The 24,376-nt window shown below is 74.7% G+C and carries 18 protein-coding genes and 1 pseudogene; 5 read left to right on the plus strand and 14 right to left on the minus strand.

Annotated elements, in window-relative coordinates; translation table 11 throughout:
• Nucleotides 1-14 precede the first annotated feature (14 nt).
• The 3 genes from AB0O29_RS10990 to AB0O29_RS11000 are packed head-to-tail and all read right to left on the minus strand — an operon-like array spanning nucleotide 15 to nucleotide 3,711.
• Nucleotides 15-1,763, minus strand: coding sequence for an L-aspartate oxidase (locus AB0O29_RS10990; protein ID WP_365149426.1), 1,749 nt, complete (start codon nucleotides 1,761-1,763; stop codon nucleotides 15-17).
• Nucleotides 1,760-2,767, minus strand: coding sequence for a pantoate--beta-alanine ligase (gene panC / locus AB0O29_RS10995; RefSeq protein ID WP_365149429.1), 1,008 nt, complete (start codon nucleotides 2,765-2,767; stop codon nucleotides 1,760-1,762). Before panC ends, AB0O29_RS10990 begins: the two co-directional genes overlap by 4 nt.
• Nucleotides 2,764-3,711 (minus strand): DUF2520 domain-containing protein, encoded by a 948-nt coding sequence (locus tag AB0O29_RS11000; RefSeq protein ID WP_365149432.1) that lies wholly within the window; start codon nucleotides 3,709-3,711, stop codon nucleotides 2,764-2,766. Before AB0O29_RS11000 ends, panC begins: the two co-directional genes overlap by 4 nt.
• 202 nt (nucleotides 3,712-3,913) lie before the next feature.
• Between AB0O29_RS11000 and AB0O29_RS11005 the strand changes: the two genes are divergently transcribed.
• Entirely contained in the window at nucleotides 3,914-5,230 is a 1,317-nt protein-coding gene (locus AB0O29_RS11005; protein ID WP_365149435.1) for a beta-eliminating lyase-related protein, read from the plus strand.
• A 1,272-nt stretch (nucleotides 5,231-6,502) separates the two neighbouring features.
• Here AB0O29_RS11005 and AB0O29_RS11010 read toward each other — a convergent pair.
• Entirely contained in the window at nucleotides 6,503-6,712 is a 210-nt protein-coding gene (locus tag AB0O29_RS11010) for a hypothetical protein (RefSeq protein ID WP_365149438.1), read from the minus strand.
• Between the two features lie 165 nt (nucleotides 6,713-6,877).
• On the opposite strand from AB0O29_RS11010, the gene AB0O29_RS11015 reads away from it, so the two are divergent.
• Both AB0O29_RS11015 and AB0O29_RS11020 read left to right on the plus strand, forming a co-directional pair.
• Nucleotides 6,878-8,002, plus strand: coding sequence for a DUF5937 family protein (locus AB0O29_RS11015; protein ID WP_365149441.1), 1,125 nt, complete (start codon nucleotides 6,878-6,880; stop codon nucleotides 8,000-8,002).
• A gap of 242 nt (nucleotides 8,003-8,244) precedes the next feature.
• A complete protein-coding gene (locus AB0O29_RS11020) occupies nucleotides 8,245-9,795 on the plus strand; it encodes a M28 family metallopeptidase (protein WP_365149444.1) in 1,551 nt (516 codons plus the stop codon).
• Nucleotides 9,796-9,928: 133 nt separating this feature from the next.
• Here the strand turns inward: AB0O29_RS11020 and AB0O29_RS11025 are convergent, their stop codons facing one another.
• The gene (locus tag AB0O29_RS11025; protein ID WP_365149478.1) at nucleotides 9,929-10,888 is read right to left on the minus strand and encodes an SAM-dependent methyltransferase; all 960 of its coding nucleotides are present in this window, start codon (nucleotides 10,886-10,888) and stop codon (nucleotides 9,929-9,931) included.
• 191 nt (nucleotides 10,889-11,079) lie between these two features.
• Here AB0O29_RS11025 and AB0O29_RS11030 point away from each other — a divergent pair, with 191 nt between their 5' ends.
• Both AB0O29_RS11030 and AB0O29_RS11035 read left to right on the plus strand, forming a co-directional pair.
• Nucleotides 11,080-12,285 (plus strand): sensor histidine kinase, encoded by a 1,206-nt coding sequence (locus AB0O29_RS11030; protein ID WP_365149447.1) that lies wholly within the window; start codon nucleotides 11,080-11,082, stop codon nucleotides 12,283-12,285.
• A gap of 3 nt (nucleotides 12,286-12,288) precedes the next feature.
• The gene (locus AB0O29_RS11035; protein ID WP_344169729.1) at nucleotides 12,289-12,966 is read left to right on the plus strand and encodes a response regulator transcription factor; all 678 of its coding nucleotides are present in this window, start codon (nucleotides 12,289-12,291) and stop codon (nucleotides 12,964-12,966) included.
• A gap of 18 nt (nucleotides 12,967-12,984) precedes the next feature.
• On the opposite strand, the gene AB0O29_RS11040 is transcribed toward AB0O29_RS11035, so the two are convergent.
• The 9 genes and pseudogenes from AB0O29_RS11040 to AB0O29_RS11080 all read right to left on the minus strand — a co-directional run.
• Complete coding sequence (locus tag AB0O29_RS11040; RefSeq protein WP_365149451.1) at nucleotides 12,985-13,599, minus strand: hypothetical protein; 615 nt, start codon at nucleotides 13,597-13,599, stop codon at nucleotides 12,985-12,987.
• A gap of 111 nt (nucleotides 13,600-13,710) precedes the next feature.
• On the minus strand, nucleotides 13,711-15,126 hold the full coding sequence (locus AB0O29_RS11045; protein ID WP_365149454.1) for a DUF6177 family protein: 1,416 nt from the start codon (nucleotides 15,124-15,126) through the stop codon (nucleotides 13,711-13,713).
• A 4-nt stretch (nucleotides 15,127-15,130) separates the two neighbouring features.
• On the minus strand, nucleotides 15,131-19,174 hold the full coding sequence (gene eccCb / locus AB0O29_RS11050; protein ID WP_365149457.1) for a type VII secretion protein EccCb: 4,044 nt from the start codon (nucleotides 19,172-19,174) through the stop codon (nucleotides 15,131-15,133).
• Nucleotides 19,171-20,295: a hypothetical protein gene (locus AB0O29_RS11055; RefSeq protein ID WP_365149460.1), complete on the minus strand. Its 1,125-nt coding sequence runs from the start codon at nucleotides 20,293-20,295 to the stop codon at nucleotides 19,171-19,173. The genes eccCb and AB0O29_RS11055 overlap by 4 nt, the downstream gene beginning before the upstream one ends.
• A 9-nt stretch (nucleotides 20,296-20,304) precedes the next feature.
• Nucleotides 20,305-21,639 carry a type VII secretion integral membrane protein EccD gene (gene eccD / locus AB0O29_RS11060; protein WP_365149463.1) on the minus strand — a complete coding sequence of 445 codons (1,335 nt, stop codon included), beginning with the start codon at nucleotides 21,637-21,639 and terminating at the stop codon, nucleotides 20,305-20,307.
• 28 nt (nucleotides 21,640-21,667) lie between these two features.
• Entirely contained in the window at nucleotides 21,668-21,910 is a 243-nt protein-coding gene (locus AB0O29_RS11065; protein ID WP_365149466.1) for a hypothetical protein, read from the minus strand.
• A gap of 63 nt (nucleotides 21,911-21,973) precedes the next feature.
• Nucleotides 21,974-22,699, minus strand: a complete 726-nt coding sequence (locus AB0O29_RS11070; RefSeq protein WP_365149469.1) for a hypothetical protein — start codon at nucleotides 22,697-22,699, stop codon at nucleotides 21,974-21,976.
• A 7-nt stretch (nucleotides 22,700-22,706) separates the two neighbouring features.
• Nucleotides 22,707-23,201, minus strand: coding sequence for a hypothetical protein (locus AB0O29_RS11075; RefSeq protein WP_365149472.1), 495 nt, complete (start codon nucleotides 23,199-23,201; stop codon nucleotides 22,707-22,709).
• Nucleotides 23,202-23,209: 8 nt separating this feature from the next.
• Nucleotides 23,210-24,376 (minus strand): annotated as a pseudogene (locus AB0O29_RS11080) (hypothetical protein); the annotation flags it as partial.

A 24,376-nucleotide genomic window follows, 5' to 3' on the forward strand; every position in this document is an offset into this window, starting at 1 on the left:
GGGTGGGGGAACGTCTACGGGCGGGGGGCGCCGGAGGAGGCGTCCGCGTCCACGGGCGGGAAGTCCGCCGAGTCGGTGGGGGTGACGACCAGGGCCCGCCGCTCGGTGGCCGACAGCCGCACCACCAGGTGGCGGCGCCAGGCGTCGTCGCGGTCGGGGTGGTCCTCGCGCCAGTGGCAGCCGCGGGTCTCGGCGCGCCGCTGGGCCGCGGCGACCAGGACGCGGGCCACGCACAGCAGGTTGGTCGCCTCCCAGGTGTCCACGCCCGGTTCGGCGGTCTTCCCGTGGGTCTCCAGCTCGCCCAGAGCGGTCGTGTACAGGGTCTCCAGGGCCTCGGCGGCCTCGGCCAGGGACTCCGCGGAGCGCACCACGCCCGCGCCCCGGGTCATGATCCGCTGGACCTCGTAGCGGGCGCTCGCGGGCTGGAGCGGGCCGGTGGCGGGCACCGGTATGCCCGGGCCGCTGCCCTGCGGGGTGCGGGAGACGATGTCCTCGGCGATCCGCTCGGCGAAGACCAGGCCCTCCAGGAGGGAGTTGGACGCCAGCCGGTTCGCGCCGTGCACACCGGTGCAGGCGACCTCCCCGCAGGCGTACAGGCCCGGGACGGTGGTACGGCCGTGCAGGTCGGTGCGGACGCCGCCGGAGGCGTGGTGCGCGGCGGGCGAGATCGGGATCGGCTCGGTCACCGGGTCGATGCCGTGGGAGCGGCAGGCGGCGAGGATCGTGGGGAAGCGGTTCTCCCACATCTCGGCGCCGAAGTGCCGGCCGTCCAGGTACATGTGCAGGGTGCCGTGCTCCTGCATGCGGCGCGTGATGGCCTTGGCGACGATGTCGCGCGGGGCGAGCTCGGCGAGCTCGTGCTGGCCCACCATGAAGCGGACCCCGTCGGCGTCGACGAGGTGGGCGCCCTCGCCCCGTACGGCCTCCGACACCAGGGGCTGCTGGCCCTCGGCCTCCGGGCCCAGGAACAGGACGGTCGGGTGGAACTGGACGAACTCCAGGTCGGAGACCTCCGCGCCGGCGCGCAGCGCGAGGGCGACGCCGTCGCCGGTGGAGACGGACGGGTTGGTCGTCGCGGAGAAGACCTGGCCCATGCCGCCGGTCGCGAGGATCACGGCGGGCGCGTGGACGGCGCCGACGCCGTCGTGCTGGCCCTCGCCCATCACGTGCAGGGTGACGCCGGCCGTACGGCCCTCGGCGTCCTGGAGCAGGTCCAGGACCAGCGCGTTCTCGACCGTCTCGATGCCGGCCGCGTGGACGGCCTCGACGAGTGCGCGGGAGATCTCGGCGCCGGTGGCGTCGCCGCCCGCGTGCACGATCCGGCGGCGGTGGTGGCCGCCCTCGCGGGTCAGCTCTATCTCGCCGGTCTCGGCGGAGGTGTCGAAGACGGCGCCGGCCTCGATGAGCCGGCGGACCGCGTCCGGGCCCTCGGTGACCAGGACCCGTACGGCGTTCTCGTCGCACAGGCCCGCGCCGGCGACCAGCGTGTCGTCCAGGTGCTGCTCGGGGGTGTCGCCCTCGCCGAGGGCGGCCGCGACGCCGCCCTGGGCCCAGCGGGTCGAGCCGTCGTCGAGGCGGGCCTTGGTGACCACGACCGTACGGCGGCCCGCGGCGGCGCAGCGCAGCGCGGCCGTCAGGCCCGCGATGCCCGATCCGACGACCACGACGTCCGCGTCGACGGCCCAGCCGGGGGCGGGGGCGTGCAGCCGTATGCGGGTGCCGTCGTCGGCGCCCGGGGTGCCTGGGTTGCCTGTGGTGCTCACGCGTGTGCTCCGAACTCCAATGGGATGTTGTCGATCAGCCGGGTCGTGCCGACCTTCGCCGCGACGGCCAGCACGGCCTGCCCGGTGAAGTCGGGGCCGACGTCGGTGAAGTCCTTCGGGTCCACCAGTGCCAGGTAGTCCAGGACCAGCGGCGGCTCGTGGCGCCCCGCCTCCTCCAGGACGTGCCGGGCCGCGGCCCGTACGGCGTCCGGCAGCCCGGCGGCGCCGGTGGCGGCCGCCGACACGGCGTGCGCGTCGGCTGAGGCGCGGATCTCGCCGAGCCGGGCCAGGGCCGTGGCCCGCTCGTCGCTGGCGGGCGCCGCCTCGGCGCGGGCGCGCAGCGCGGCCTGCGCCGCGAGCCGGTCGCGGCCGGCGAACAGGGCGTGGGAGAGGGCGAGGGCGGTGTGCCGCTCCACCGGGGAGAGGTAGCGGTTGCGGGAGGACAGGGCGAGCCCGTCGTCCTCGCGGACGGTGGGGACGCCGGCCACCTCGACCGGGAAGTTGAGGTCGGTCACCATGCGCCGGATCAGGGCCAGTTGCTGCGCGTCCTTCTGGCCGAAGAGGGCCAGGTCGGGGCGGGTGAGGTGGAGCAGCTTGGCGACGACGGTGAGCATCCCGTCGAAGTGGCCGGGGCGGGTGGCGCCCTCCAGCCGCTCGCCCATCGGCCCGGCGGTGATCCGCACCTGCGGGTCGCCGCCCGGGTACACCTCGTCGGCGGAGGGCGCGAACACGGCGTCGGCGCCCGCCTCCTCGGCGATCGCCAGGTCGGCGTCGAGGGTGCGGGGGTAGCGGTCGAGGTCCTCGTTCGCCCCGAACTGGAGGGGGTTGACGAAGACGGTGACCACCACCTGCCCGTCCGGTCCGGCCTGCTCGCGGGCCGTGCGCACGAGGGTGGCGTGTCCCTCGTGGAGGGCGCCCATCGTCATCACGACGGCCCGGCGGCCGGTGCGGGGCAGCTTGTGGAGCTCTTCGGCGGTGTTCAGCAGCTGGAGCGGGCCGGTCATCGCTCCCCACCCTTCGGGTCGGCGGCGTCGGTGTTGCCGTGGTCGCCGTCGCCCCGGTCGTCGGCGAGCACGCCGAGCAGGTCTTCGGCGAGCTCGGGCTTGAGCAGACCGTGCGCGAGGGCCCGGTCGGCGGTGGTGCGGGCCATGGCGAGGTACCCGGCGACGGTGGCGGGGGCGTGCTTGCGCAGCTCGGAGACGTGCGCGGCGACCGTGCCGGCGTCCCCGCGGGCGACGGGGCCGGTGAGGGCGGCGTCGCCGGAGCGCAGGGCGTTGTCGAGGGCGGCGCCGAGGAGGGGGCCGAGCATCCGGTCGGGGTGCGCGACACCGGCGGTGCGCAGCAGCTCCATGGCCTGGGCGACCAGGGTGACCAGGTGGTTCGCGCCCAGGGCGAGGGCCGCGTGGTAGAGCGGACGGCTCTCCTCCGCGATCCACTCCGCCTCGCCGCCCATCTCGATGACCAGGGCCTCGGCGGCGAGCCGCAGCTCGTCGGGGGCGGTCACGCCGAAGGAGCAGCCGGCCAGGCGCTGCACGTCGACCTCGGTGCCGGTGAAGGTCATCGCGGGGTGCAGGGCCAGCGGCAGCGCGCCCGCGCGGCGCGCGGGGTCGAGCACGGCGGTCCCGTACCGGCCCGAGGTGTGCACGAGGAGCTGCCCGGGGCGCACGGCACCGGTCTCGGCGAGCCCCTCGACGAGCCCGGGCAGGGCGTCGTCCGGGACCGTCAGCAGCACCAGCTCGGCCCGCTCCAGCACCTGCGCGGGGCTGACCAGCGGGACGTCGGGCAGCATCCGCTCGGCCCGGCGGCGGGAGGCGTCGGAGACGCCGGAGACGGCGACGGGGCGGTGCCCGGCCTGCTGCAGGGCGCGGGCCAGCGCGGGCCCGACGCGGCCGGCGCCGACGACGCCGACGGAGAGCCGGGCTGGACGCTCTTGCTGCGGTGAGTTCACGCGGGGAATGCCTTCCGTTCCAGTCCGCGGGGGGTACCGGACGATACGTCGCCATGCTAGGCCCTCGGACCCGGGTGCCGCCGGTCAGGCCCGGGGGTGGGCGGCGCGGGACGGGGCGCGGGACGGGGCGCGGGACGGGGCGCGGGGCGGGGCGCGGGAAATCGTTCGGGGCGGGTGGGGTGGGAGGGGCATGATCGGGCGCATGACTGGTGTGACGGACGAAGGCGCGGGCGACGGCGTGGGTGACGGCGTGTACGGCGGCGCGGGCGACGGCGTGGGTGACGGCGTGGGTGCAGGCGTGTACGGCAGCGCGGGGGACGGGGGCGGCGTCGGGGGTACGGCGGAGACTGCCGACGCGGCGGACACGGCGGACGCGGCGGGCACGGCCGACGAGGCCGACGAGACCGAGGCCCGGACCCGGCGCGTCGTGGCCGCCTGGCGCGGAGCCTCCCGGAAGCTGACCCACAGCCCCCGGGAGGCGACCGTCCGGGAGCTCCTGGCGGAGCTCGCCGACGCCCCGTACGACCTGGACGCGCCCGGCGACCTCTACGGCGACGGGGTCGTCACCGAGCTGGAGCGGCGCGTCGCCGCCCTGCTGGGCACCGAGGACGCGGCCTTCTTCCCGTCGGGCACCATGGCCCAGCAGATCGCCCTGCGCTGCTGGGCGGGCCGCACCGGCAACCCGGTCGTGGCCCTGCACCCCATGGGCCACCCCGAGCGGTGGGAGGGCGGCGCCCTGTCCGCGGTGTCGGGGCTGCGCACCGTCCACCCGGTGCAGGATCCGCGCCAGCCGACGGCCGCCGAGGTCCGCGACCACCCCGAGCCCTTCGGCACCCTGATGCTGGAGCTGCCGCTGCGCGACGCCGGCTTCCTGCTGCCCACGTGGGAGGAGCTGACGGGACTCGTGGACGCCGCCCGGGAACGGGACGCGGTGGTCCACTTCGACGGGGCCCGCCTGTGGGAGTCCACCGTCCACTTCGGCCGCCCGCTGGAGGAGATCGCCGGGCTGGCCGACTCCGTCTACGTGTCCTTCTACAAGTCCCTGGGCGGCCTGAGCGGGGCCTGTCTGGCGGGCGCCCGCGGCTTCGTGGAGGAGGCCCGGGTGTGGCGCCACCGGTACGGGGGCCAGATCTTCCGCCAGTTCCCCCAGGCCCTGTCGGCGCTGTCCGGACTGGAACGGGAGCTGCCGCTGCTCCCCGCGTACGTCGAGCAGGCCCGGATGGTCGCGGCGGCGCTGCGCGAGGGCTTCGAGGCGGCGGGGGTGCCGTGGTTCCGGATCAACCCCGGGGTACCGCACACGCACCAGTTCCAGGTGTGGCTCCCCCACGACCCGGACCGCCTGATCGAGGCGGGCACCCGGCAGGCGGAGGAGGAGGGCACGGTCCTGTTCGGCCGCTGGGGCACGGAAGGCGTCGCCCCGGGCCTGTCGATGACGGAGGTCACGGTGACCCAGCCGGGCCTGGGGTGGACTCCGGAGGACGTCCGCGAGGCATTGAGGGGCTTCCTGGCCCGGCTGTAGGGGGCGGGGGGCTCGCGGTGCGGGCCCGCCATCGCCCCCGCGAGGGGCCGGGGGCGGATCGGCGGCTGCCCACCCGCCTCCCGGTCTGCGGCCCGGTGGGGCCGGTGGCCGGGGTACCGCCGGGCTGGGACGGGAGCGCTGGCCGGGACCGGGGGAGGGCGGGGCCTCAGCGGGGCTCTCTCAGAGATGGTTGGGGGTTTCCCGCCAGTCTCATCGTCCTTCCGCGTCGGGCCGGTCAGTCAAGAGCGCTCCTTCGTCGCGTCGCTTCGCGATGGCCTTCGGCCACCCTTGACAGACCGACCCGCCACGAAATGCCGAAGACTGCCGGGAACCCCCCAAAGGAACGGGACGGATGTAGATCAGAGGACCGGCGGGATCAGCGACCAGCCGGGCAGACCGGGGGCCGGCAGACCGGGCAGCCGACCCCCAAGACCGGTAATCGGCATCCGATGCCGCCCCATGCATCAGATCGCTACGCGCTCCTCATTTCTCAGCGGCCGCCGCCCGTCTGGGGCCGCTACCCGCACGAAATGCCAATCAGGCGGTCATCTCTCGCGGGCGGGCGCGTCAGATCGCTACGCGCTCCTCTCGTCTCGGCGGCTTGCCGCCGTCGTGGGCCACTACCCGCACCACATGACGAACAGGACCCCATCAGCCCCTGCCTGGCGCGTCAGATCGCTACCGGCCACCGATCGGCTGCAGACGCCGAGACGAGAGGAGCGCGTAGCGATCTGTTGCGCCCACCGGTCCCGAATGCCGCTCTGATTGGCATTTCGTGTGGGTAGCGGCCCCAGGCGGCCGTCGGACGCCGAGATGAGAGAAGCGCGTAGCGATCTGATGCGTGGGTTGGCACCGATTGCCGCTTGCGGCTGTTGGGGGCCGGATGTGTGGTCTGCCGTGTCCCGACGACCCCGACTCGGCGCTGATACGGCCGCATGCCCGCTTTACATCCGTCCCGTTCCTTTGGGGGGTTCCCGGCAGTCTTCGTTTTTCCGTGGCGGGACGGTCTGTCAAGGGTCGCCGTAGGCGATCGCGAAGCGACGCGACGAAGGAGCGCCCTTGACTGACCGGCCCGACGCGGAAGGACGATGAGACTGGCGGGAAACCCCCAAGCTGCTCTGAGACCGCCCCGCTGAGGCCCCGCCCCTCCCCCGGCCCCGCCGCACCGTGCCACCCCCGCCCAGCCTCCACCCCGCCCGGGCGGGTGGGCAAACACCGCCCCGCCCCCGGCCCCTCGCGGGGGCGATGGCCGGCCCCCGCCGCGAGGCCCCCTCAGCACGCCCTCGGGCGGTGGAGGAAGCGGGTCAGGGCGTGGCGCCAGGGGTGGGTGGTGGGGGCGCCCTCCAGGGCGGCTTCGAACTGGGCCGCCGTGCGGAGGGCGCGCAGGGTGGCGACGTCGTCGCGGCCCGGGGGCGGGGGCATGGGGGTGCCGTGCTGGGAGGCGCGGTAGGTGTCGATGAGGTACTGCTCGATCGCGGTCATGGATCCACCCTCACCCCGTCGGCCGCACGGCGCGCGTCGATTGACGGGAGGCGTCAATCGACGCCTCCCACCTGCGGCGGAACCCCCATGCCGCCACCCGGAGGGCCGCGCCCGAGCCCGTACCCCGAGGGGCCGGGCGCGGGCGGCGGCGGACAGAATGGGGCGATGAGCGTGACCATCGACATCGCCGGGCTCCCCGTGGAGCGGATCACCTTCGCGCCCTCCCCGCTCGCCGAGCTCTGCATGACGCTGCACGCGCTCTCGCAGCCCGCGCACCACCCCGGGCTGCAGTCCTGGACGAGGACCACCAAAGCCTCGCTCGACCCCTGCTTGGCCGAGCGCCTCCTCGAGGCCGATTTCATGTGGCGGAGTTCCTTCTCCGACATCTTCATGGCCTTCGCCGGCATCCCCGGCGGCAGCGGCCGCCCCGGGGCGACGCTGGCCGAGGAGCTGGACGTCCTCGACCGCATGGACGACGAGCGGTTCGTGCTGGCCGCGCTGGAGCACTGCTGGCTGGCCCTCTACAACGAGGGCGGCGCCCCCTCCCCGCTGAGCGACCCCGCCGCCCGCGCCAAGGCGCTGGAGACGGCGGCCGCGCGCGGTCCGGCGCGGCTGGAGTTCACGCGGCGGCTGCTGGACGACCCGTCCACCGTGCGGGTGTGGCTGCGGCGGCTGCTGGAGGACTGTGACGAGGCCTTCTTCGCCGAGACCTGGCGGCGGATCGAGCCGCGACAGACCGCGGACGTCCGGCACAAGACGGAGGTGCTGCGCCACCGGGGGCTGCCGGCCGTGCTGAAGGAGGTGTCCTCGGCGCTGAGCGTGGACGAGGCGCACACCCGGATCACCGCGGACAAGATGGTCAACGGCCAGGCCACCGCCACCGATCCGGAGGTCGGGCCGGGCCTGCTGTTCATCCCGACGAACTTCGGCTGGCCGCACCTGCTCGTCCTGCACGCGCCCGGCTGGATGCCCGTGGTCCACTACCCGCTGGAGTCCCCCGAACTGCCCGCCGAGCCGCCCTCGGTGGAGCAGGTGCAGCGCCGGATGGAGGCGCTGGCCCACCCGATGCGGATGAGGCTGTGCCGCAGCCTGGCGCGGGCCCCGTACACGACGAGCGAGCTGGCCCGGGTGTACGGGATAACTCCGCCGGAGGTGTCCCGGCACCTGGCGGTGCTGAAGCGGGCGGGGCTGATACACACGCGCCGTCAGGGGCGCTACGTGCAGCACCAGCTGGACCTGGCGGTGGTGGCCCGGATAGGCCCGGACCTCATCGAGGGCATCCTCCGCTGACGTTCCGACGCTGACGTTCCGAAGCTGCCGTTCCGAAGCACCTGACCGGCCCCGATCCGCCCTCCGGACGGTGGCCGGATTTCGCTGTTCCCTATCGGCGCGGACGTACCGATATCCGGATTTCACAAACCGGAAGCAGTGAAAACCCTGGCGACGGCGCCCGGTTGCTGCCTAACGTGCCCCCACCGCCCCACCGCTCGCCCCGCAGTCGCTCCTTGCCGTGATGCAGTGAAAGGATCCGCATGCCTTCTCGCCGTATAGCCGCAGCAACCGCCGCCATGGCGGCCGCGGCCCTCGTCTCCCCGCTGCTCCTCGCCGCGCCCGCCGGCGCGTCGAGCCCGCAGAGCGACGCCGCCCGGGGTGACGCCCTGGCCAGGAAGCTGGTCAAGGAGGCGACCGGCAAGGGCGCCAACAACCACCTGAAGGTCTTCCAGTCGATCGCCGACTACAACAACGGCACCCGGGTGGCCGGTTCGAAGGGGCACGAGCAGTCGGCCAAGTACGTCGAGGGCGTGCTGAAGGCGGCCGGGTACGAGGTCTCCCGCCACGAGTTCGACTTCGTGTACGTCGAGACCATCGCCGAGACGCTGAAGGTGAACGGCGCGAACGGCCGCGACGTGCCGCTCAAGCTGATGACCTACACGGCGAGCGGCCCGGAGGGCGGCGTCACCGCCCCGGTCGCCGTCGTACCGGTCGACGCGGACGGCTCCAACGGCTGCGAGGCCGCCGACTTCGCGCCCGGCGCCTTCACCGGGAAGATCGCCCTGGTCAAGCGCGGCGGCTGCACCTTCGCCGCGAAGCAGGCGAACGCGGCGGCGGCCGGCGCGGTCGGCGCGGTCATCTACAACAACACCGCCGGCGCCCTGAACGGCACCCTCGGCGACCCGAACGCGGGCAAGGTCCCCACCGGGGGCATCAGCCAGGCCGACGGCGAGAAGCTGGCCGCCGAGGCAACCGCCGGGACGGTGAACGTGACCCTCGACGTCCGCCAGTTCCGCGAGAACCGCAAGACCTGGAACGTCGTCGCCGAGACCAAGGGCGGCGACCCGGAGAACACGGTCTTCCTCGGCGCCCACCTGGACTCGGTCGCCGCCGGTCCGGGCATCAACGACAACGGCTCGGGCTCGGCCGGCATCCTCCAGGTCGCGCAGCGCCTCGCGAGCGAGCAGAAGAAGATCAAGAACAAGGTCAAGTTCGCCTGGTGGTCGGCGGAGGAGTTCGGCCTGCTCGGCTCGGAGGCGTACGTGGCCTCGCTGACGCCGGAGCAGAAGAAGCAGATCAAGCTCTACCTGAACTTCGACATGATCGCCTCGCCCAACGCCGCCTACTTCGTCTACGACGGCGACGACTCCGACAAGGTGGGCTCGGGCCCCGGCCCGGAGGGCTCGGCGCAGCTGGAGAAGCAGATCACCGACTTCCTGGACGCGCAGAAGATCCCGCACGAGGGCAGTGACTTCACCGGCCGCTCGGACTACGGCCCGTTCATCGAGGCGGGCATCCCGTCCGGCGGTACGGACACCGGCGCCGAGGGCATCAAGACGCCGGAGCAGGCCGCGAAGTTCGGCGGTCAGGCCGGGGTCGCCTACGACGTGAACTACCACGGCAAGGGCGACGACATCACGAACATCGACCAGAAGGCGCTCGACATCAACGTCGACGTGATCGCGAACGCGGTGGGCCACTACGCCTACGACCTGGCCCCGCTGTCGCAGCCGGTCGTCTCGAAGCCGACCACCGGCTCCGGCAACGGCGGCGGTCTGCGTCCGGGCCACGACCACGAGGCCGCCGAGTAGCAGCCGCGGCCGAGCGGTCGGCGGCGCGGAGGGACGGAGGGGCCGGCTTTCCCGGGGGGATGCCGGCCCCTCCGCCGTGCCCGTACGCCTCCGCCGTACGCCTACGCCGTGCCCGTACGCCTACGCCGTACGCCTACGTACCGGACGCGGGCCCCCGGAAGGGCAGCGCCCCCGCCGGGATGCCGACCGGCTGGAGCAGCCAGCCGAAGTCGCCCAGCCCCCCGCGCGCGGTGAGCTCGGCCGCCTCCCCCGCCGAGGCCAGGGCGCGGACGTAGCCCGCCGGGTCGGTGGAGGCCAGGGCCAGCGGGGGGCGGCCGCCCGAGACGCCGAGGGCGGTCAGGGCCTCGCGCTGGGTGAGCAGGGCCGCGCCCGGGCCCGCGCAGGAGTCGAGGGCGACGTGCGCGGTGACGTCGCGGCCGCCGTCCGGGACGGGGGCGACCTCGCGGCCCTCGCGGAAGCCGGTGAGGGTGCCGTACGGGGGGCGGTCCGCCCGGGTGTGGGCGTAGTCCACGGCCACCGCCAGGCCCCGGTCCAGGGTGGCGACGGCCGCCGCCCAGGCCTCGTCGCGGGCCCGGCCGATCTCCGCCCGGCCCTCCCGGTCCCCGCCGGGCCACCACCGCTCCAGCCAGGCCCGGTCGGCGGCCTCCAGAGGGCCGCCGGGGGTCTCCGTGCCGTCGGGGGCGACCAGGACGTACCGGCCGTCCTCGGCGATCTCCAGCGGTACGTTGTCCAGCCACTCGTTCGCGAACAGCAGGCCCGTCGTCCCCGCGGGCGGCGCGTCCACCCAGCGGATCCGGGGGTCCAGCCCCTCGGGCGCGGCCGCCCGCTCGACGGCGTACGGGACCACCCGCTCCGCCGTCGCCTCCGGCAGGGCGGCGAGCACCCCGGCCAGCAGCTCGCCCCGGCCGGCGCCCACGTCCACCAGGCCGAGCCGCTCCGGACGGCCGAGCGCGGCGTCCACCGAGAGCAGCAGCCGGGCCACGGCCCCCGCGTACAGGGGGGAGGCGTGCACGGAGGTGCGGAAGTGGCCGGCCGGCCCGCCGCCGCCGGGCCGCACGTAGAAGCCGCCGGGCCCGTACAGCGCGGCCTCCATGGCCGCCCGCCACCGGACCGGCTCCCCCGCCGGATCCCCGACCGGGCCCCTGACCCGGCCCCCGACACCACCCTGAGCGTTCATCCCGCCCAGGTTAAGGTCACCCTCCACCTTGGGGAGTACTCGCCCGCCACAGGGATCGCACCTGTGGTTGACTCCAGCACCTATCCCCTTTCCCTACTCTGGGTTACGTGCAGCGCCTCTACGACTTCATCCGCAGACACCCGACGGGCGTCGACAGCTTCTGGGCTGTCCTCTTCTTCGGGTTCTCGATGCTGAACGTCGCCGACCTCGGCGGGGCGAGCACGGCGCTGCGGCTGGCGACCGTGCCCGTCGTGGCCGCGCTGACCGCCGTCATCGCCCTGCGCCGCAAGTGGACCGGGCAGATGTTCTGGGTGACGGTGGGCGCGGGCGTCTACCAGCTGGCCATCGGGTCGCAGGCGCAGTTCTGCGACATCGCGATGCTGGTGATCCTCTACACCGTCGCGGCCTCGGGTGACGTGCCGCGCTGGGTCTCGCGCGCCGCGCTGGTCTCCGGGCTGCTGGCCTCCCCGCTCTACTCCCTGCGGTTCGGCGTCGACAAGGGGGCGAGCGGGCCGCAGGAGGCCCTGATCGTCGTCTTCATGATGGTGCCCTTCGCCCTGGCCTGGGTGCTGGGCGACTCGCTGCGCACCCGGCGCGCCTATTACGCCCAGCTCGTGGAGCGCAACCAGCGGCTGGAGAAGGAGCGGGAGGCGCAGGCCAAGGTGGCGGTGGCCGCCGAGCGCGCCCGGATCGCCCGCGAGCTGCACGACGTCGTCGCGCACAACGTGTCGGTGATGGTGGTCCAGGCCGACGGGGCGGCGTACGTCATGGACGTGGCTCCCGAGCAGGCCAAGGAGGCCCTCCAGACCATCTCCGGGACGGGCCGGCAGGCGCTCGCGGAGATGCGGCGGCTGCTGGGCGTCCTGCGCACGGGCGAGCCGCAGGAGTCCGAGGACTACGTGCCGCAGCCCGACGTGGAGCAGATCGAGGTGCTCATCGAGCAGGTGCGGGCGGCCGGCCTGACGGTGGACTTCGAGGTGGAGGGCGCACCGCGCAGGCTGCCCAGCGGGGTCGAGCTGACCGCGTACCGGATCGTGCAGGAGGCGCTGACGAACACGCGCAAGCACGGCGGCCCGGACGCGAAGGCGAGCGTACGGCTGGTCTACTTCGACGACGGGCTGGGCCTGCTCGTCGAGGACGACGGCCGGGGCGCCGCGCACGAACTGTACGAGGACGGCGGCGCCGACGGCGCCGGGCACGGACTGATCGGCATGCGGGAGCGCATCGGTATGGTCGGGGGCACCCTGGACGCGGGCCCGCGCCCCGGCGGCGGCTTCCGGATCAGTGCCCTGCTCCCGCTCAAGAAGAGGTGATTGATGTCCATCCGAGTGATGCTGGTCGACGATCAGGTGCTGCTGCGCACGGGCTTCCGGATGGTGCTCGCCGCCCAGCCGGACATGGAGGTCGTCGCGGAGGCCGGGGACGGCCTGGAGGCGTTGGAGGTGCTGCGGGCCACGAAGGTGGACGTGGTGCTGATGGACGTGCGCATGCCCCGGCTGGACGGGGTGGAGGCGACGCGGCGGATCTGTGAGCCGGAGGAGCACCCGAAGGTGATCATCCTGACCACCTTCGACCTGGACGAGTACGCCTTCTCCGGGCTGAAGGCGGGGGCCAGCGGCTTCATGCTGAAGGACGTGCCTCCGGCGGAGCTGCTGGCGGCGATCCGGTCGGTGCACAGCGGGGACGCGGTGGTGGCCCCGTCGACGACGCGCCGGCTGCTGGACCGGTTCGCGCCGATGCTGCCGACGACCACGCAGGAGCCGGAGCACAAGGAGATCGAGCGGCTGACCGAGCGGGAGCGGGAGGTCATGCTGCTGGTGGCGCAGGGCCTGTCGAACGGGGAGATCGCGGGGCGGCTGGTGCTGTCGGAGGCCACGGTCAAGACGCACGTGGGCCGCATCCTGACGAAGCTGGGGCTGCGCGACCGGGTGCAGGTGGTGGTGCTGGCCTACGAGACGGGGCTGGTGCGGGCCGGGGGCGGCCCGCAGCTGTAACCCCGGGGCCTCGGTGGCCTAGCCGCGCTGGACGTACTCGCAGGTGTTCGGGACGAGGTGGTCCAGGGTGGCCGCGTCGGCCAGGAGGATGTCGGTGTCGGCCGGGCTCTCGCCGCAGTCGATCCTGTCGTAGCCGCCGTTGCGGCTGATGATCGTGTCGTTGCCGCCGCGCCCCTCGAAGGTGTTGGAGCCGGGTGCGGCGTTCCAGCCGTCGGAGTCGATGAGCCGGTCGGGGCCGCTGCCGCCGATGAGCATGTCGTCGCCCGGGCCGCCGGTGAGGTCGCTCGGGATGGCCGTCTCGTTCCTGACCACGTCGTCCCGGTCGCCCAGGGAGGCCTGGAGGCGGGTCACGGCCGCCGAGTGCCCGCAGCGGATGATGTGCGGGTCGTTGTTGAACCGGGAGCAGCCGGAGCCCGGGATCATCCGGCTGGTCTTGTCCTCCACCTGGAGCCAGCCGCCGGGGGTGCTGAAGGTGACGGTGTTCGTCGCCCCGGGCTGCGCGGTGAAGACCACCTGGTTGTTGTCGCGCGAGACGACGGCGGGGGCGGCGGAGGCCGGTCCCGCGAGGACCGTGGTGAGGGCGAGCGCGGCCAGGGCGGGTGCGGCGAGACGGGCCGGTCGGGAGAGGTGCATCGGGCTGTCCTTCGGTTGCGGGCGCGGACCGGATCGGGGGTCCGTCCCGTGCGGCCCTACCCGGAGGGGCCGTCAGATTCATATGTTCGGCCCGGAGTTACCCCGACCGGCCTACGGCAGCGGGGGTACGGCCGTGCGCAGGTGGGTCAGGAGCGCGGCGAGGTGCTCCCACCCGGCGGGGTCCGTTCCGCCGCCCAGCGGGTAGTGCAGGGCGGGCCTGCGCTCCGGGCCGAGCCGTACGGGTTTCAGCGCCAGCGGCGGCCGCCGGGCGGCGGTCAGGGTGGCTTCGGCGACGCCGCGGGCGCCCAGGGTGTACGACACCGGCAGGGCGGGATCCGTGTAGCGGGGGGCGAGGCTGGGGTCGCGGCGGCCGGGGCCCAGCGCGACCAGCATGCCGATCAGCCCGTGCCCGCGGGCCAGGGCCTCGGCGAGCTCCCGCACCGCGTCGAGGGGGACCTCCTCGGCGGGTCCGTAGCCGAGGGACAGGGTGGCGTCCTCCTCGATCCCGGCGGCCGTGCGGGTCACGCGGACGGTGGCCAGCGCGGGCCGGTCCGGGTGTCCGACGGCGGTGACGAGGGTGGGCTCGGGCATCCGGCCGCGCGCGAGGTCGGTGAACCGGCGGGGTGACCAGGGCAGGTTGACGGGTTCGGCGGTGCCCCAGCCGGCCGGGCCCGCTCCGGTGAGGGTGCGCCAGGCGGTCTCCAGCGCGCCGCCGAGCAGGGTGTCGTCCTCGGCGGGCTGTTCCGTGCGCAGCTGCACGGTCAGCCGCCGCTCGCCGGTCCCGGCGGCGGGCCGCCCGAAGGCCTCGGCGGGCCGGGCCCGGCCCTCGGCGTCGCGGACGGGGGCGAAGGTGCCGTCCTGCCAGGCGAGTACGGCTCCGGACAGGCCGTCGTAGTAGCCGCCGGCGGGGTCCTGGACGACCCAGCGGTTGGGGGCCCCGGTCAGCACGGTGCGCAGCGGCAGGCTGATGCGGCAGTGGGCGGGGGTGACGAGGTGCAGGGCCGCGCCGTGGGCGGCGGTGGTGCGCAGGACGTCCGAGAGCCAGGCCGTGAGCGGGACGACCGGCCGGTCCGCGAGGACGACGGCGGTGGAGGCGGTGACCACGTCGACGGTGGGGAGGGCTCCGGGGGGTGCGGGGGCGGCCGAGGCCTCGGAGTCCACGGGGACGGTGGTGACCCGCCCGGCGCCTTCGGGCCAGACCGTTCCGCCGAGGACCTCGGCGAGGCGTCCGGCGACGGCCCCGGCCAGTCCGGCCGCCTCGGGCACGGCGGTGGAGGCGCGGGTCTCGGTCCACCAGAGGGGGGTGGCGGCGGGGGTGCCGAGGAGCCGTTCGGCCTCGCCGGGCACCTGGAGGAGAACGGGCGCCTCCACGGAGACCAGGGGCCGTCCGCCCGCGCCCAGCAGTTGGATGACGGCTCCGTCGGCGGTGGCGGCGGCGTCGAGTCCTGCGCCGCCGGCCGCGAGGGCCACCAGCAGGGCGGCGGTGTCGGGCATCTTCGGGGTGAGGGCGATGACGTCCTTGGTCATGGTGTCAGGGCGCTTCCTGGGTCGGCGGGCCGGCGAGGGCGGTCTGTACCACCTGGTGGGGGCGGCCGCGCCGGACGAGGGTGCCCCGGCCGGGCGGCTGGGCGCCGGCGTACAGCTGCGGGAAGAGCTGGCCCTCGGCGCGTTCGCCGTTCATGACGAGGGCGGTGGTGCCCGATTCGCGCAGGGTGGTCAGCAGCGGTTCGTACAGGGCGCGGGAGGAGCCGGCGACGCGGCGGGCGATGACGAAGTGCAGTCCGATGTCCTGGGCGGAGGGCAGGTAGGGCACGAAGGCGTGGAGGGGCTGCTGTCCGGCGGTGGTGAGGATGTCGTAGTCGTCGACGAGGACGACGATGCGCGGTCCGCTGAAGGCGGGGCCGTCACCGGGTTCGGCGTCGGGGTCGATGCCGTCCTCGGGGAGGCGTTTGTCGAGTTCCGCGGCGATGCCGGCGGAGAGCGCGGCGGCGGTCTTCGCGTTGTGGGCGTAGCCGCCGCGGTAGGGCTCGGGGACCACGCCGCGCAGCCCGCGGCGGGGGTCGTAGACGGCGAAGACGAGTTCGCGGTCGCCGTGGCGGGCGATGAGCTGGCGGGCGACGAGGGCCAGGAGGTTGGTCTTGCCGCAGGCGTCGTCGCCGAGGACCAGCAGGTGCTGGTCGTGGCCGAAGAGGTCGAGGAGGACGGGGGCGAGGACGTCCTGGTCCACGCCGACGGGGAGGCGGCCGGGTTCCTCGTCGGGGGAGGGCAGCCGGTCGGCGGGCAGCAGGGTGGGCAGGACGCGTACGGGGGAGGCGGGTTCGCCGTGCCAGGTGGCGCGGACGGTGGCGGCGGCGTCCTCCAGGGCGGCGGCGAGGCCGGCGGCGCCGGCGCGGGAGTCGATGCGGGGCAGGGCGGTCTGCGCGAACAGCCGGCCGTCGGTGAGGACCCGGCCGGGGGTGTCCGGGGAGATGGTCTCGGACAGTTTGCGGTCGATGGCCGAGTCGGAGGGGTCTCCGAGGCGCAGTTCGACGCGGGCGCCGAAGAGGGACTGGTTGGCGATGCGGACGTCGTTCCAGCGCAGCATGCCGGCGACGACGTGGACGCCGTAGCCGCCGCCGCGTTTGAGGAGGTCGGTGACGGCGTCGTCGAGGGCGTCGAACTCCTCGCGCAGGGCGCCGTAGCCGTCGACGAGGAGGACGATGTCGGTGGAGCGGAGTTCGGGGAGCAGGCCCTGGGCGCGCAGGGACCGCAGCTGGTCGACGGAGTCGATGGAGTGCTCGCGGAAGAGCCGTTCGCGGGCGGCGAGCATGGCCCGCACCTCGGCGACGGTGCGGGCGGCGCGTTCGCGGTCGGCGCGGCCGGCGATGCCGCCGACGTGCGGGAGTCCGGAGAGGGCGGCGAGGCCGCCGCCGGCGAGGTCGAGTCCGTAGACGGCGACCTCCTGCGGGGTGTGGGTGAGGGCCAGGGAGAGGGCGAGGGTGCGCAGCAGGGTGGTCTTGCCGGACTGGGGGCCTCCGGTGACGGCGGTGTGCCCGCCGGCGACGGTGAGGTCGAGTTCCCAGGGGCCGCGCCACTGCCGGGCCGGGTCGTCGAGGAGGCCGAGCGGCACCCGCAGGGGGGCGCGGCGCGTCTTGTCGAGGGGGCCGGAGGGGCCGGGGCCCAGCCGCAGTCCGTGCTCGGTGACGGTCAGGGGTCCGGCGGCGGCGTCGAGGGGGACGGCGTCGGGGAGCGGGGGGAGCCAGATGCGGCGGACGGGCGGGGCGGCGCCTGCGAGCCGGTCGACGATGACGGAGAGCACGGTGGGGCCGGTCTCGCGGGCGGTGGCGGTGGGCGCGTCCTGGGCGGGGGCGTCGGGGCCGGCGGTGTCCCGGAGGGTGTTGAAGGCCGGGTAGGCCAGGGCGAGGGGCCCGGGTCCGGCGGCGTCGGGTCCGGCGGCCGGGCCCCGGTGGCGCCCGGAGACGTAACCGGCCTTGAAGCGGGTGTAGGTGGAGGTGTCGACCTTGAGGTAGCCGAAGCCGGGGAGCGGGGGCAGCAGGAAGGCGTCGGTGGTGTCGAGGACGGTGCGGGACTCGTCGGCGGAGAAGGTGCGCAGGCCGAGCCGGTAGGAGAGGTAGGTGTCCAGGCCCTTGAGCTTGCCGCCCTCGATGCGCTGGCTGGAGAGCAGCAGGTGGACGCCGATGGAGCGGCCGATGCGGCCGATGGACAGGAACAGGTCGATGAAGTCGGGTTTGGCGGTGAGGAGTTCGCCGAACTCGTCGATGACGACGAACAGGTGCGGCAGCGGCTCCAGTTCGGGCCGTTCGGCGCGCAGGACGGCGTAGTGGCCGATGTCGGCGACGTTCCCGGCGTCCTTGAGGACCTGCTGGCGGCGTTTGACCTCGCCGGCGAGGCTGGTGTGGACGCGTTCGACGAGTCCGGCCTGGTTCTCCAGGTTGGTGATGACCCCGGCGACGTGCGGGAGCCGCTCGAAGGGGGCGAAGGTGGCGCCGCCCTTGTAGTCGACGAGGACCATCGCGAGGTCCTCGGGCGGGTGGGTGGCGACCAGGGCGAGGACGAGGGTGCGCAGCAGTTCGCTCTTGCCGGAGCCGGTCGCGCCGACGCACAGCCCGTGGGGGCCCATGCCGAGCTGTGAGGACTCCTTCAGGTCGAGGAGGACGGGGCCGTGGCGGTCGTCGACGCCGATGGGGACGCGCAGGAAGTCGCGTTCACCCCGGGGCGCCCACAGGCGGCCGACGTCGAGGCGGGCGGGGTCGTCGATGCCGAGCAGTCCGAGGAAGTCGACGGGCCCGGAGACGGGGGTGCCCTCGGCGACGGACTCGGCGGACAGCCTCAGCGGGGCGAGCATCCGGGCGAGGCCCTCGGCGGTGGCGGGGCCGAGGGGGTCGGTGAGGCCCTCGGCTGCGGGGGCCTGCGGGGTGCGCAGGTCGTGGACGGTGACGTGGGTGGCGCCGGGGCCGTGGACGGTGATCCGTACGGACACCTCGTCGGGTTCGTGGACCTGCTCGGCGAGGAGGTGGAGGACGGTGGTGTTCATGTCGGCCAGGCCCACCGCGCTGTCGGGGCGCGGGAGTTCGACGGCGTTCTCCCCGTACTCGTCGCTGACGACGAGCAGCCGGCCGGCGAGCCGCAGCGCGCCCCGGTCGGCCAGGCCGCGGCGCACCTCGGCCGCGTACGAGGCCCTGCGGCGCAGGTCGGCGGCGAGGACCCCGGCGGCGAGCCGGGGCAGGTCGGGGGCGATCCGGCGGGCGGGGACGGGCCCGTCCTGTTCCTGCCGGTCGAGGACGTGGGGCAGCCACTTGGCCCACTCCCAGTCGTCGAGGCGTTCCCCGGGCACGCCGAGGGCGACGGCGACGTCGTCGGGGGCGTGCAGGACGGCGGTGTGCGTGAGCAGGGCGCGGGCGACGCGCAGGACGCCCTCGCGGTCGCCGATGACGCTGACGTTGCCGGCCCGGTCGAGGGGGACGGTCAGCGGGAAGTCGCTGGCGCGGGCGAAGCGGGCCATCAGGGCGCCGGCCTCGTTCAGCATGAACCGGTCGGGCGGGGTGAGTACGTTCGCGGCGCCGGCCGCGAGGGCGATCTCCTGGACGGCGACGGCTCCGGTGCCCAGGCGCGGGCTCAGGAAGTCGGGGTCGTGGCGGCGGCGTTCCCACAGCCGGGCGGGGTCCCGTACGAGGTCGTAGAGGGCTTCGGGCGGCGGGTTGAGGCGGCGGGCCTCGTCGCGGAGCGCCTTCTCGCGGGCGCCGAGCTCCTCGCGCTGTTCCTCCAGGTACTCCAGGTAGCGCTCGCGCTGGGCGCGGCGGGTGCGCTGGGCCTTGCCGCGCTGGGACCAGAACAGGGCGACGGCGCCGATCAGGGCGAAGACCAGGACGATCGCGCCGACGGCGGCGAACTGGCTGTTGCGGATGACGGTCATCATCACGACGGAGCCCATGACTCCGGCCATCGGCAGCAGGGCGGTGGCGGGGCTGCCGATCTTCCCTTCGGGGAGGTTCGGCGGGGCCTCGACGGTGCGGGGTGCGGCGGCGGCCGGGGGCAGGGTGGCGCGGGCCGGGCGGTGGACGGTCCGCTGGGTCACCGGGCGCCGCCGGCCGCCGGGAGGGCCACGGCCCGCTGGAGGGCCTCGGCGGCCAGCCGGACGGCGGCCAGCCGGGTGCCCTCGCCGAGGAGTGCGGTGCGGACGGGGCCGCCGGAGGCGAGGTGGCGGTCGTAGGGCAGGACGACGACGCCCGCGCCGGTGGCGGCGAGCCGCTCGCCGGCCCGCGCGAGGTCGACGGCCGGGTGCGGTGACTGCACGGCGAGCACCACGACGGTGCGCGGCAGGACGGGGACGGGGAGGGTGGCGAGCCAGTCGAGGACGGCGTGGGTCGAGTCGAGGCCCTCGGCGGTGGCGGGGGTGGTGAGGACGCGGGCGTGCGCGGTGTCGAGGGCGGTGCGGGCGACCTCGCCGGGGAGGGTCTCGCAGTCGACGACGGTGACCCCGAAGTAGCGGCGCAGCGCGACCGTGACGGTCCGGTAGGCGGCGACGTCGACCTGGGCGCCGATGCGGCCCTGGCTGCCGGGGAGCAGCCAGCCGCCGTCGGGGAGCGGGACGAGGTAGCCGGTGACGTCGGTGAGCTGCATGGAGGGGCGGACGATCCGGGCGAGGTCGGCGCAGGTCCAGCGCAGGGACTCGACGCCGAGCCGGACGGGGAGGGTGCCGAGGGCGGCGTCGGCCTCCAGGGTGAGCACCGGGTCGTGGCGGAGGTGGTTGTAGGTGCGGCTGAGGAGGGCGGTGACGGTGGTTTTGCCGGAGCCGCCGCGGATGCTGGTGACGACGATGTGCCGCCCGGTGGTGACGGGCTGCTGCACGCGCGCGGCGAGCCCGCTCTCGACGGCGACGGCCCGGGCGGCGGACCCCCCGAGCGCCCCGCGCAGACTCCGCAGCACCCGCCGCCCGGCGGTCTCCCCGTGCCGGTCCCGGCCGCCCCCCTCACCCCCGCGCACGGGCACGCTCTCGGGCACACCGGGGAACCCGACCCCCTGCGGGGCGCCGGGGCCGGGGCCGGGGTCGGTGGAACCCGCCGGGGCCGCGGTCCGCACCGGGGTCGCGGCGGGACCGCCGGGCGGCGTACGGACGTCGGCCGCGGCCGGGCCGTTGCCGGTCAGTTCGCCGAGTACCGCGGCCTGCCAGTCGTCCTGACGGTTCGTGTCTGACATGTGCAACCCCTACGCGAAGGTGCCGAGCAGCCGCCCGTACACGCCGAACACCCCGATGAGCAGCGGGAACAGCACGATGACCCCGAAGGACTCGGCGGCGTCCCCGAACCGGCGCAGCCGGACCCGTACGTGCTCGGGCGGCTGCACGGCCAGTACCCCGAGCGCCGCCAGGGCCAGCGCCAGCAGCACCGCCAGCGGCCCGGCCGCCCCGGCCCGGCCGGCCCACACCAGCAGGGCGGCAACGGTGACGGCGGCCCCCGCCAGCAGCAGCGCGACCACCTCCGCGACCAGCGGGAACGCCCGCGCCCGCAGCCACAGCACGGCGGCGACCGCCGAGGCGAGGGACACCGTCCAGACGTCGGGCTCCCCCCGCACGACCACCCCGGCCGCACCCGCCGAGACGGCGGTGGCGAGGGTGGCCAGGGCCATGCCCCGGTGGGTGGCGCCGAGGGCGGTGGCGACCCGGTACCGGCTGACCGAGGCCCCCCGCGCCCGCCGGTCGTCGAGCCCGGTGAGCCCGGCCGCGGCCAGCGCGAGCCGGGGCAGCAGCCCGAGCAGGACGACGGAGACCACCGCGAGGACCGCCCCGGTACGGGCGCCCGCGTGCCCCTGGGCCAGGGCCACGCCCTCCCAGAGCACCGCCAGCCCGGCCACCGCGGCGGCCCCCACGAACCCGCCCCGCCCGAGCGGCGTGCACCACCCCAGCAGCGCGAGCGCCACGGCCAGCGCCCCGGCCACGGCACCGAGGCGGCCCATGGCCCCCCAGTGCTGCGCGTCGGCCAGGGTCCACGCCCCGAGCACGCCGACCGCGCCGGCGGTGACGAGCAGCGCGGCGGCGAGCCCGGCCCGCTTCAGCCGGCCCGCCACGACCCCGGCGGCCCCGCAGCCGGCGGCGGCCGCGAGCAGCACCCCGGCGACGGTCCCCGGCGCGAACGCGGCCCGGGCGAACACCCCGGCGACCAGCGCCCACCCGACCATCCCGGCCCCGGCGGTGACCCGCCGCGCGGCCGGACGCCAGCGCCAGGCCCGTACGTCGAGGTCCTCGGCGGCCTCGTCGGTGACGTCGTGCACCACCGGCGCGGAGGGCACGTCCTGCACCCGCACGAGCCGCAGCACGGCCCCGTCCGCGACCCCGGCGTCCTCCAGCGAGGTGCCGTGCTCCAGCACCGACCCGTCCGCCGTGACCAGGTGGCGCAGCATCGGCTGCGCGGCCACCCGGTCGTCCAGCATCCGTATGACGTCGGGCAGCAGCCTCCCTACGGGCTCCCGGGAGGGCAGCACGAGATCCATCCGCCGCCGCTCGCCGACCAGGGTGACCCGGCTCAGGCCGGTACCGGTCCCCACCCCCGCGCTCACCACGCGCCCGAACCCCTCACCGGGTCCGGACCTGGCCGGGAGTGCCGATCTTGCCGATGAGGCGGTGCGAGACGAAGGACCAGCCGACGCAGCCTGCGCACAGCACGGCCGCGATCACGAGCCCGGCGACCGCCTTCCCGATCCGCTCGTCGGCCACCCGCCGGCCCCGCTGCGCCCCGAACAGCACGGCGTCGCGCAGTCTGCGCCGCCGTACCGCGACGGACTCCAGCAACTGGCTGTCGTAGTCCTCGGCCGCCACTCCGGCCTCCCTTCGCACACCGGCCCCGAACGCTAGTACGCGGCCGTCGGCCGCGCGCCCGACTCATCGGTTTTCCGCCAACCTCCCGATCCGGCGGGCCGCTTCGAGGGGGTCGATCCGGACGAGGCCCCGCTCGGCGTCGGGGTCCCGGCCGGTGGCGTGCCACCGCAGGCCGGGGCCGAGCGCCTCCGTGCCGAGCGCGTGCCGCCGCAGCAGCTCCGGGCCGCCGCGCTCCGGCGCGTGGTACTCGACCCGCCCCTCCGCCCCTTCGAGGGCGTCGAGCACGGAGTCCCCGAGCGCGGTGACGGGCCGGCTGCCGAGGAACCCGTGGAGCGGGCCGGGCCGGTACGTCACTCCGACGAGGTCCAGCGCGGAGGTCGCGCAGTCCCGGCCGAAGGAGCCGCCCCGCTCGTAGAACAGCACGAGCGGCTCGTACAGGTCCGGCAGCCCCTCCACCGCCCCCGGTGCGCGCACCCGCAGCTCGGCGAGGCGCACCGCCCCCTCACAGGTCCGCCGGATCTCCCCGGCGGGCACCCGCGGCAGCAACTCCGCCAGCGCGGCGGCCTGCCGCGCCCCGAGCTCGAACCCCGGGTCGAGGTGACGGGTGGCGTCGAAGAACGGCCAGGCCCCCTCGGCCCCGCAGGCCCCCGCCCACACGGCGGCCCGCCGCAGGTACTCCCACATCAGCACCCGCCGCGACCCGACCCGCTCGAACGCCAGGTCCCACCGCATGTCCCACTCCACGGCCCCCAGCCGCTCCAGCAGGGCGCCGGCCCCGGACTCCACCACGTACCCTTCAGCCCGCGAGCAGGGCCTTGGCCCGGACGAAGACGTCGTCGTCCTCCAGCTCGACCGATTGCGCTTCGATATCGGCCACGATCCGCCGCAGGACCTTCGACCATTCCCCGACGAATTCCAGCCGGCCTACCACCGCGTCACCGCGCTCGGCCAGCAGCGATTCATAGTTTCCGAGCGTGCTGTGCCAGCGGGCCCGGATCCTCAGCGATTCTCCCTCGCGGGTCATTTGCCATTCGGCCGAGAACGTATCGGATCCCCAGAAGACCTCGGTTTCCTTGAACTCCGGCCGGAGGATTTCCTCAAGAAGCGGAACCAGGTCGTCGATCAGGGCGGCGAGGTCATAGCCGTACGGCAGCCGGACCGGCACGAGATTCCACACGAGGATGGCGTCCTCGGCTTCGGATGAGTACATCTCACCGACCGCGTCGGCCATGTCCGCCGCGGACTCGCACCCCTGGACCACCGGGCAGCCTGCCTGGAGGGAGAAACCCATCGTCGTTCCTATCGCGTGGTCGGGTAAGCGTGTACCTTGCCGCTCGCGTACACCTTCACAAACAGGGCATTCGGTATACGAGTCGTACCGTCGGGCAGGTACTCGATGCAGCCGTGCCCCTCCGGAAGTTTGAAGAATCCGGTCTTACCGGGCCCCAGTTCAGCCGCGCGCTCCGTAGCGTAGTGGACGTCCGCCGGCGTCCCAAACCTTCCTTGCGCCTTGTCTTCCTTACTTGCGCGGGCCGGCCCTTCGGTCCAGTCGATTCCGTGTTTGGCACCCTTGAGGAGCGGTGCTTCCGGCTTGTATTTCACGCCGTTGACCTCAATACCCCGGCCGACCAGATCGATTTGCTTCTTCCGGCTGAGCCCGTCCAGTTCCGCCTGGCTCTTCATGAAGTCGGCCTGCTGGGCCTCGGTGACCGGGTGCGGGTTCTCGGAGTCGCCCAGGGGGTGCTCGTTGACCGGACCGCCGTGGTCTCCTCCCCCGCCCGGGCCGTCGCCGTGGCCCCCTCCGGTGCCCGGGGTGTCGGTGTGGTGGGCGCCGCCGCCGGTGGGGGTGGTGTCCGTGCCGCCGTGGGTTCCCGGGCCGCTGCCGGGTTCGGTGTGGCTGTTGTGCGGGGTGTGGTCTGCCGCGCCGCCTGGGGTGTGGGCTGTGGCTTCCGCCGTGTGGGCGCCCGCGGTGACCGGGACCGGGTCGTGCTTCGGGATTTCGGCCAGGGGGTGGTCGGGGCCCTTGGGGATGGCGGTGAGGTCTTGTTTGGGGAGGCCGTTGTGGTCGAGGAGTTGGTGGGTGGTCTTGTCGTAGTACTGGGGGCGGCCCAGGGCGTCGTCCGGGAGACGGACCGTGTCCTCCGGATGCGGGAAGGTGACACCCGGCGCATCGGCTTTGGGGAGGTCCTTCCAGATCACGTCGTCGATCTTCGGGAAGGCCCCGTCCACCTTGCCCAGGTTGGCGAAGAGGTCGCCGATCTTGACCTTGCCGATCTGGGCGGCCTTGCCGATGTAGGTGATCGGGTCGATGAGACGGCCCGCCTTGCCCGCCACGCTGATGACCTTCGCGGCCGTGCCGGCTTTGGCGGCGGCGCCGCTGCCGCCGGTGAAGACGGTGGTCAGGACGTTGAAGGTGACCGCGCCCGCCGCCCGCGCCGGGTTCTTGCCCCACTCGTCCCAGGCGAC

Source organism: Streptomyces sp. NPDC089915, from assembly GCF_040684675.1.
GTDB lineage: Bacteria > Actinomycetota > Actinomycetes > Streptomycetales > Streptomycetaceae > Streptomyces.

What these genes read in the sequence shown, in the direction of transcription:
- AB0O29_RS11005 (WP_365149435.1), top strand. Translation starts at nt 3,914, where the DNA reads ATGACTGGTGTGACGGACGAAGGCGCGGGCGACGGCGTGGGTGACGGC.
- AB0O29_RS11040 (WP_365149451.1), bottom strand. Translation starts at nt 13,599, where the DNA reads ATGCACCTCTCCCGACCGGCCCGTCTCGCCGCACCCGCCCTGGCCGCG.
- AB0O29_RS11025 (WP_365149478.1), bottom strand. Translation starts at nt 10,888, where the DNA reads ATGGAGGCCGCGCTGTACGGGCCCGGCGGCTTCTACGTGCGGCCCGGC.
- AB0O29_RS11020 (WP_365149444.1), top strand. Translation starts at nt 8,245, where the DNA reads ATGCCTTCTCGCCGTATAGCCGCAGCAACCGCCGCCATGGCGGCCGCG.
- AB0O29_RS11035 (WP_344169729.1), top strand. Translation starts at nt 12,289, where the DNA reads ATGTCCATCCGAGTGATGCTGGTCGACGATCAGGTGCTGCTGCGCACG.
- AB0O29_RS11055 (WP_365149460.1), bottom strand. Translation starts at nt 20,295, where the DNA reads ATGTCAGACACGAACCGTCAGGACGACTGGCAGGCCGCGGTACTCGGC.
- AB0O29_RS11010 (WP_365149438.1), bottom strand. Translation starts at nt 6,712, where the DNA reads ATGACCGCGATCGAGCAGTACCTCATCGACACCTACCGCGCCTCCCAG.
- AB0O29_RS11045 (WP_365149454.1), bottom strand. Translation starts at nt 15,126, where the DNA reads ATGACCAAGGACGTCATCGCCCTCACCCCGAAGATGCCCGACACCGCC.
- AB0O29_RS11015 (WP_365149441.1), top strand. Translation starts at nt 6,878, where the DNA reads ATGAGCGTGACCATCGACATCGCCGGGCTCCCCGTGGAGCGGATCACC.
- AB0O29_RS11075 (WP_365149472.1), bottom strand. Translation starts at nt 23,201, where the DNA reads ATGGGTTTCTCCCTCCAGGCAGGCTGCCCGGTGGTCCAGGGGTGCGAG.
- panC (WP_365149429.1), bottom strand. Translation starts at nt 2,767, where the DNA reads ATGACCGGCCCGCTCCAGCTGCTGAACACCGCCGAAGAGCTCCACAAG.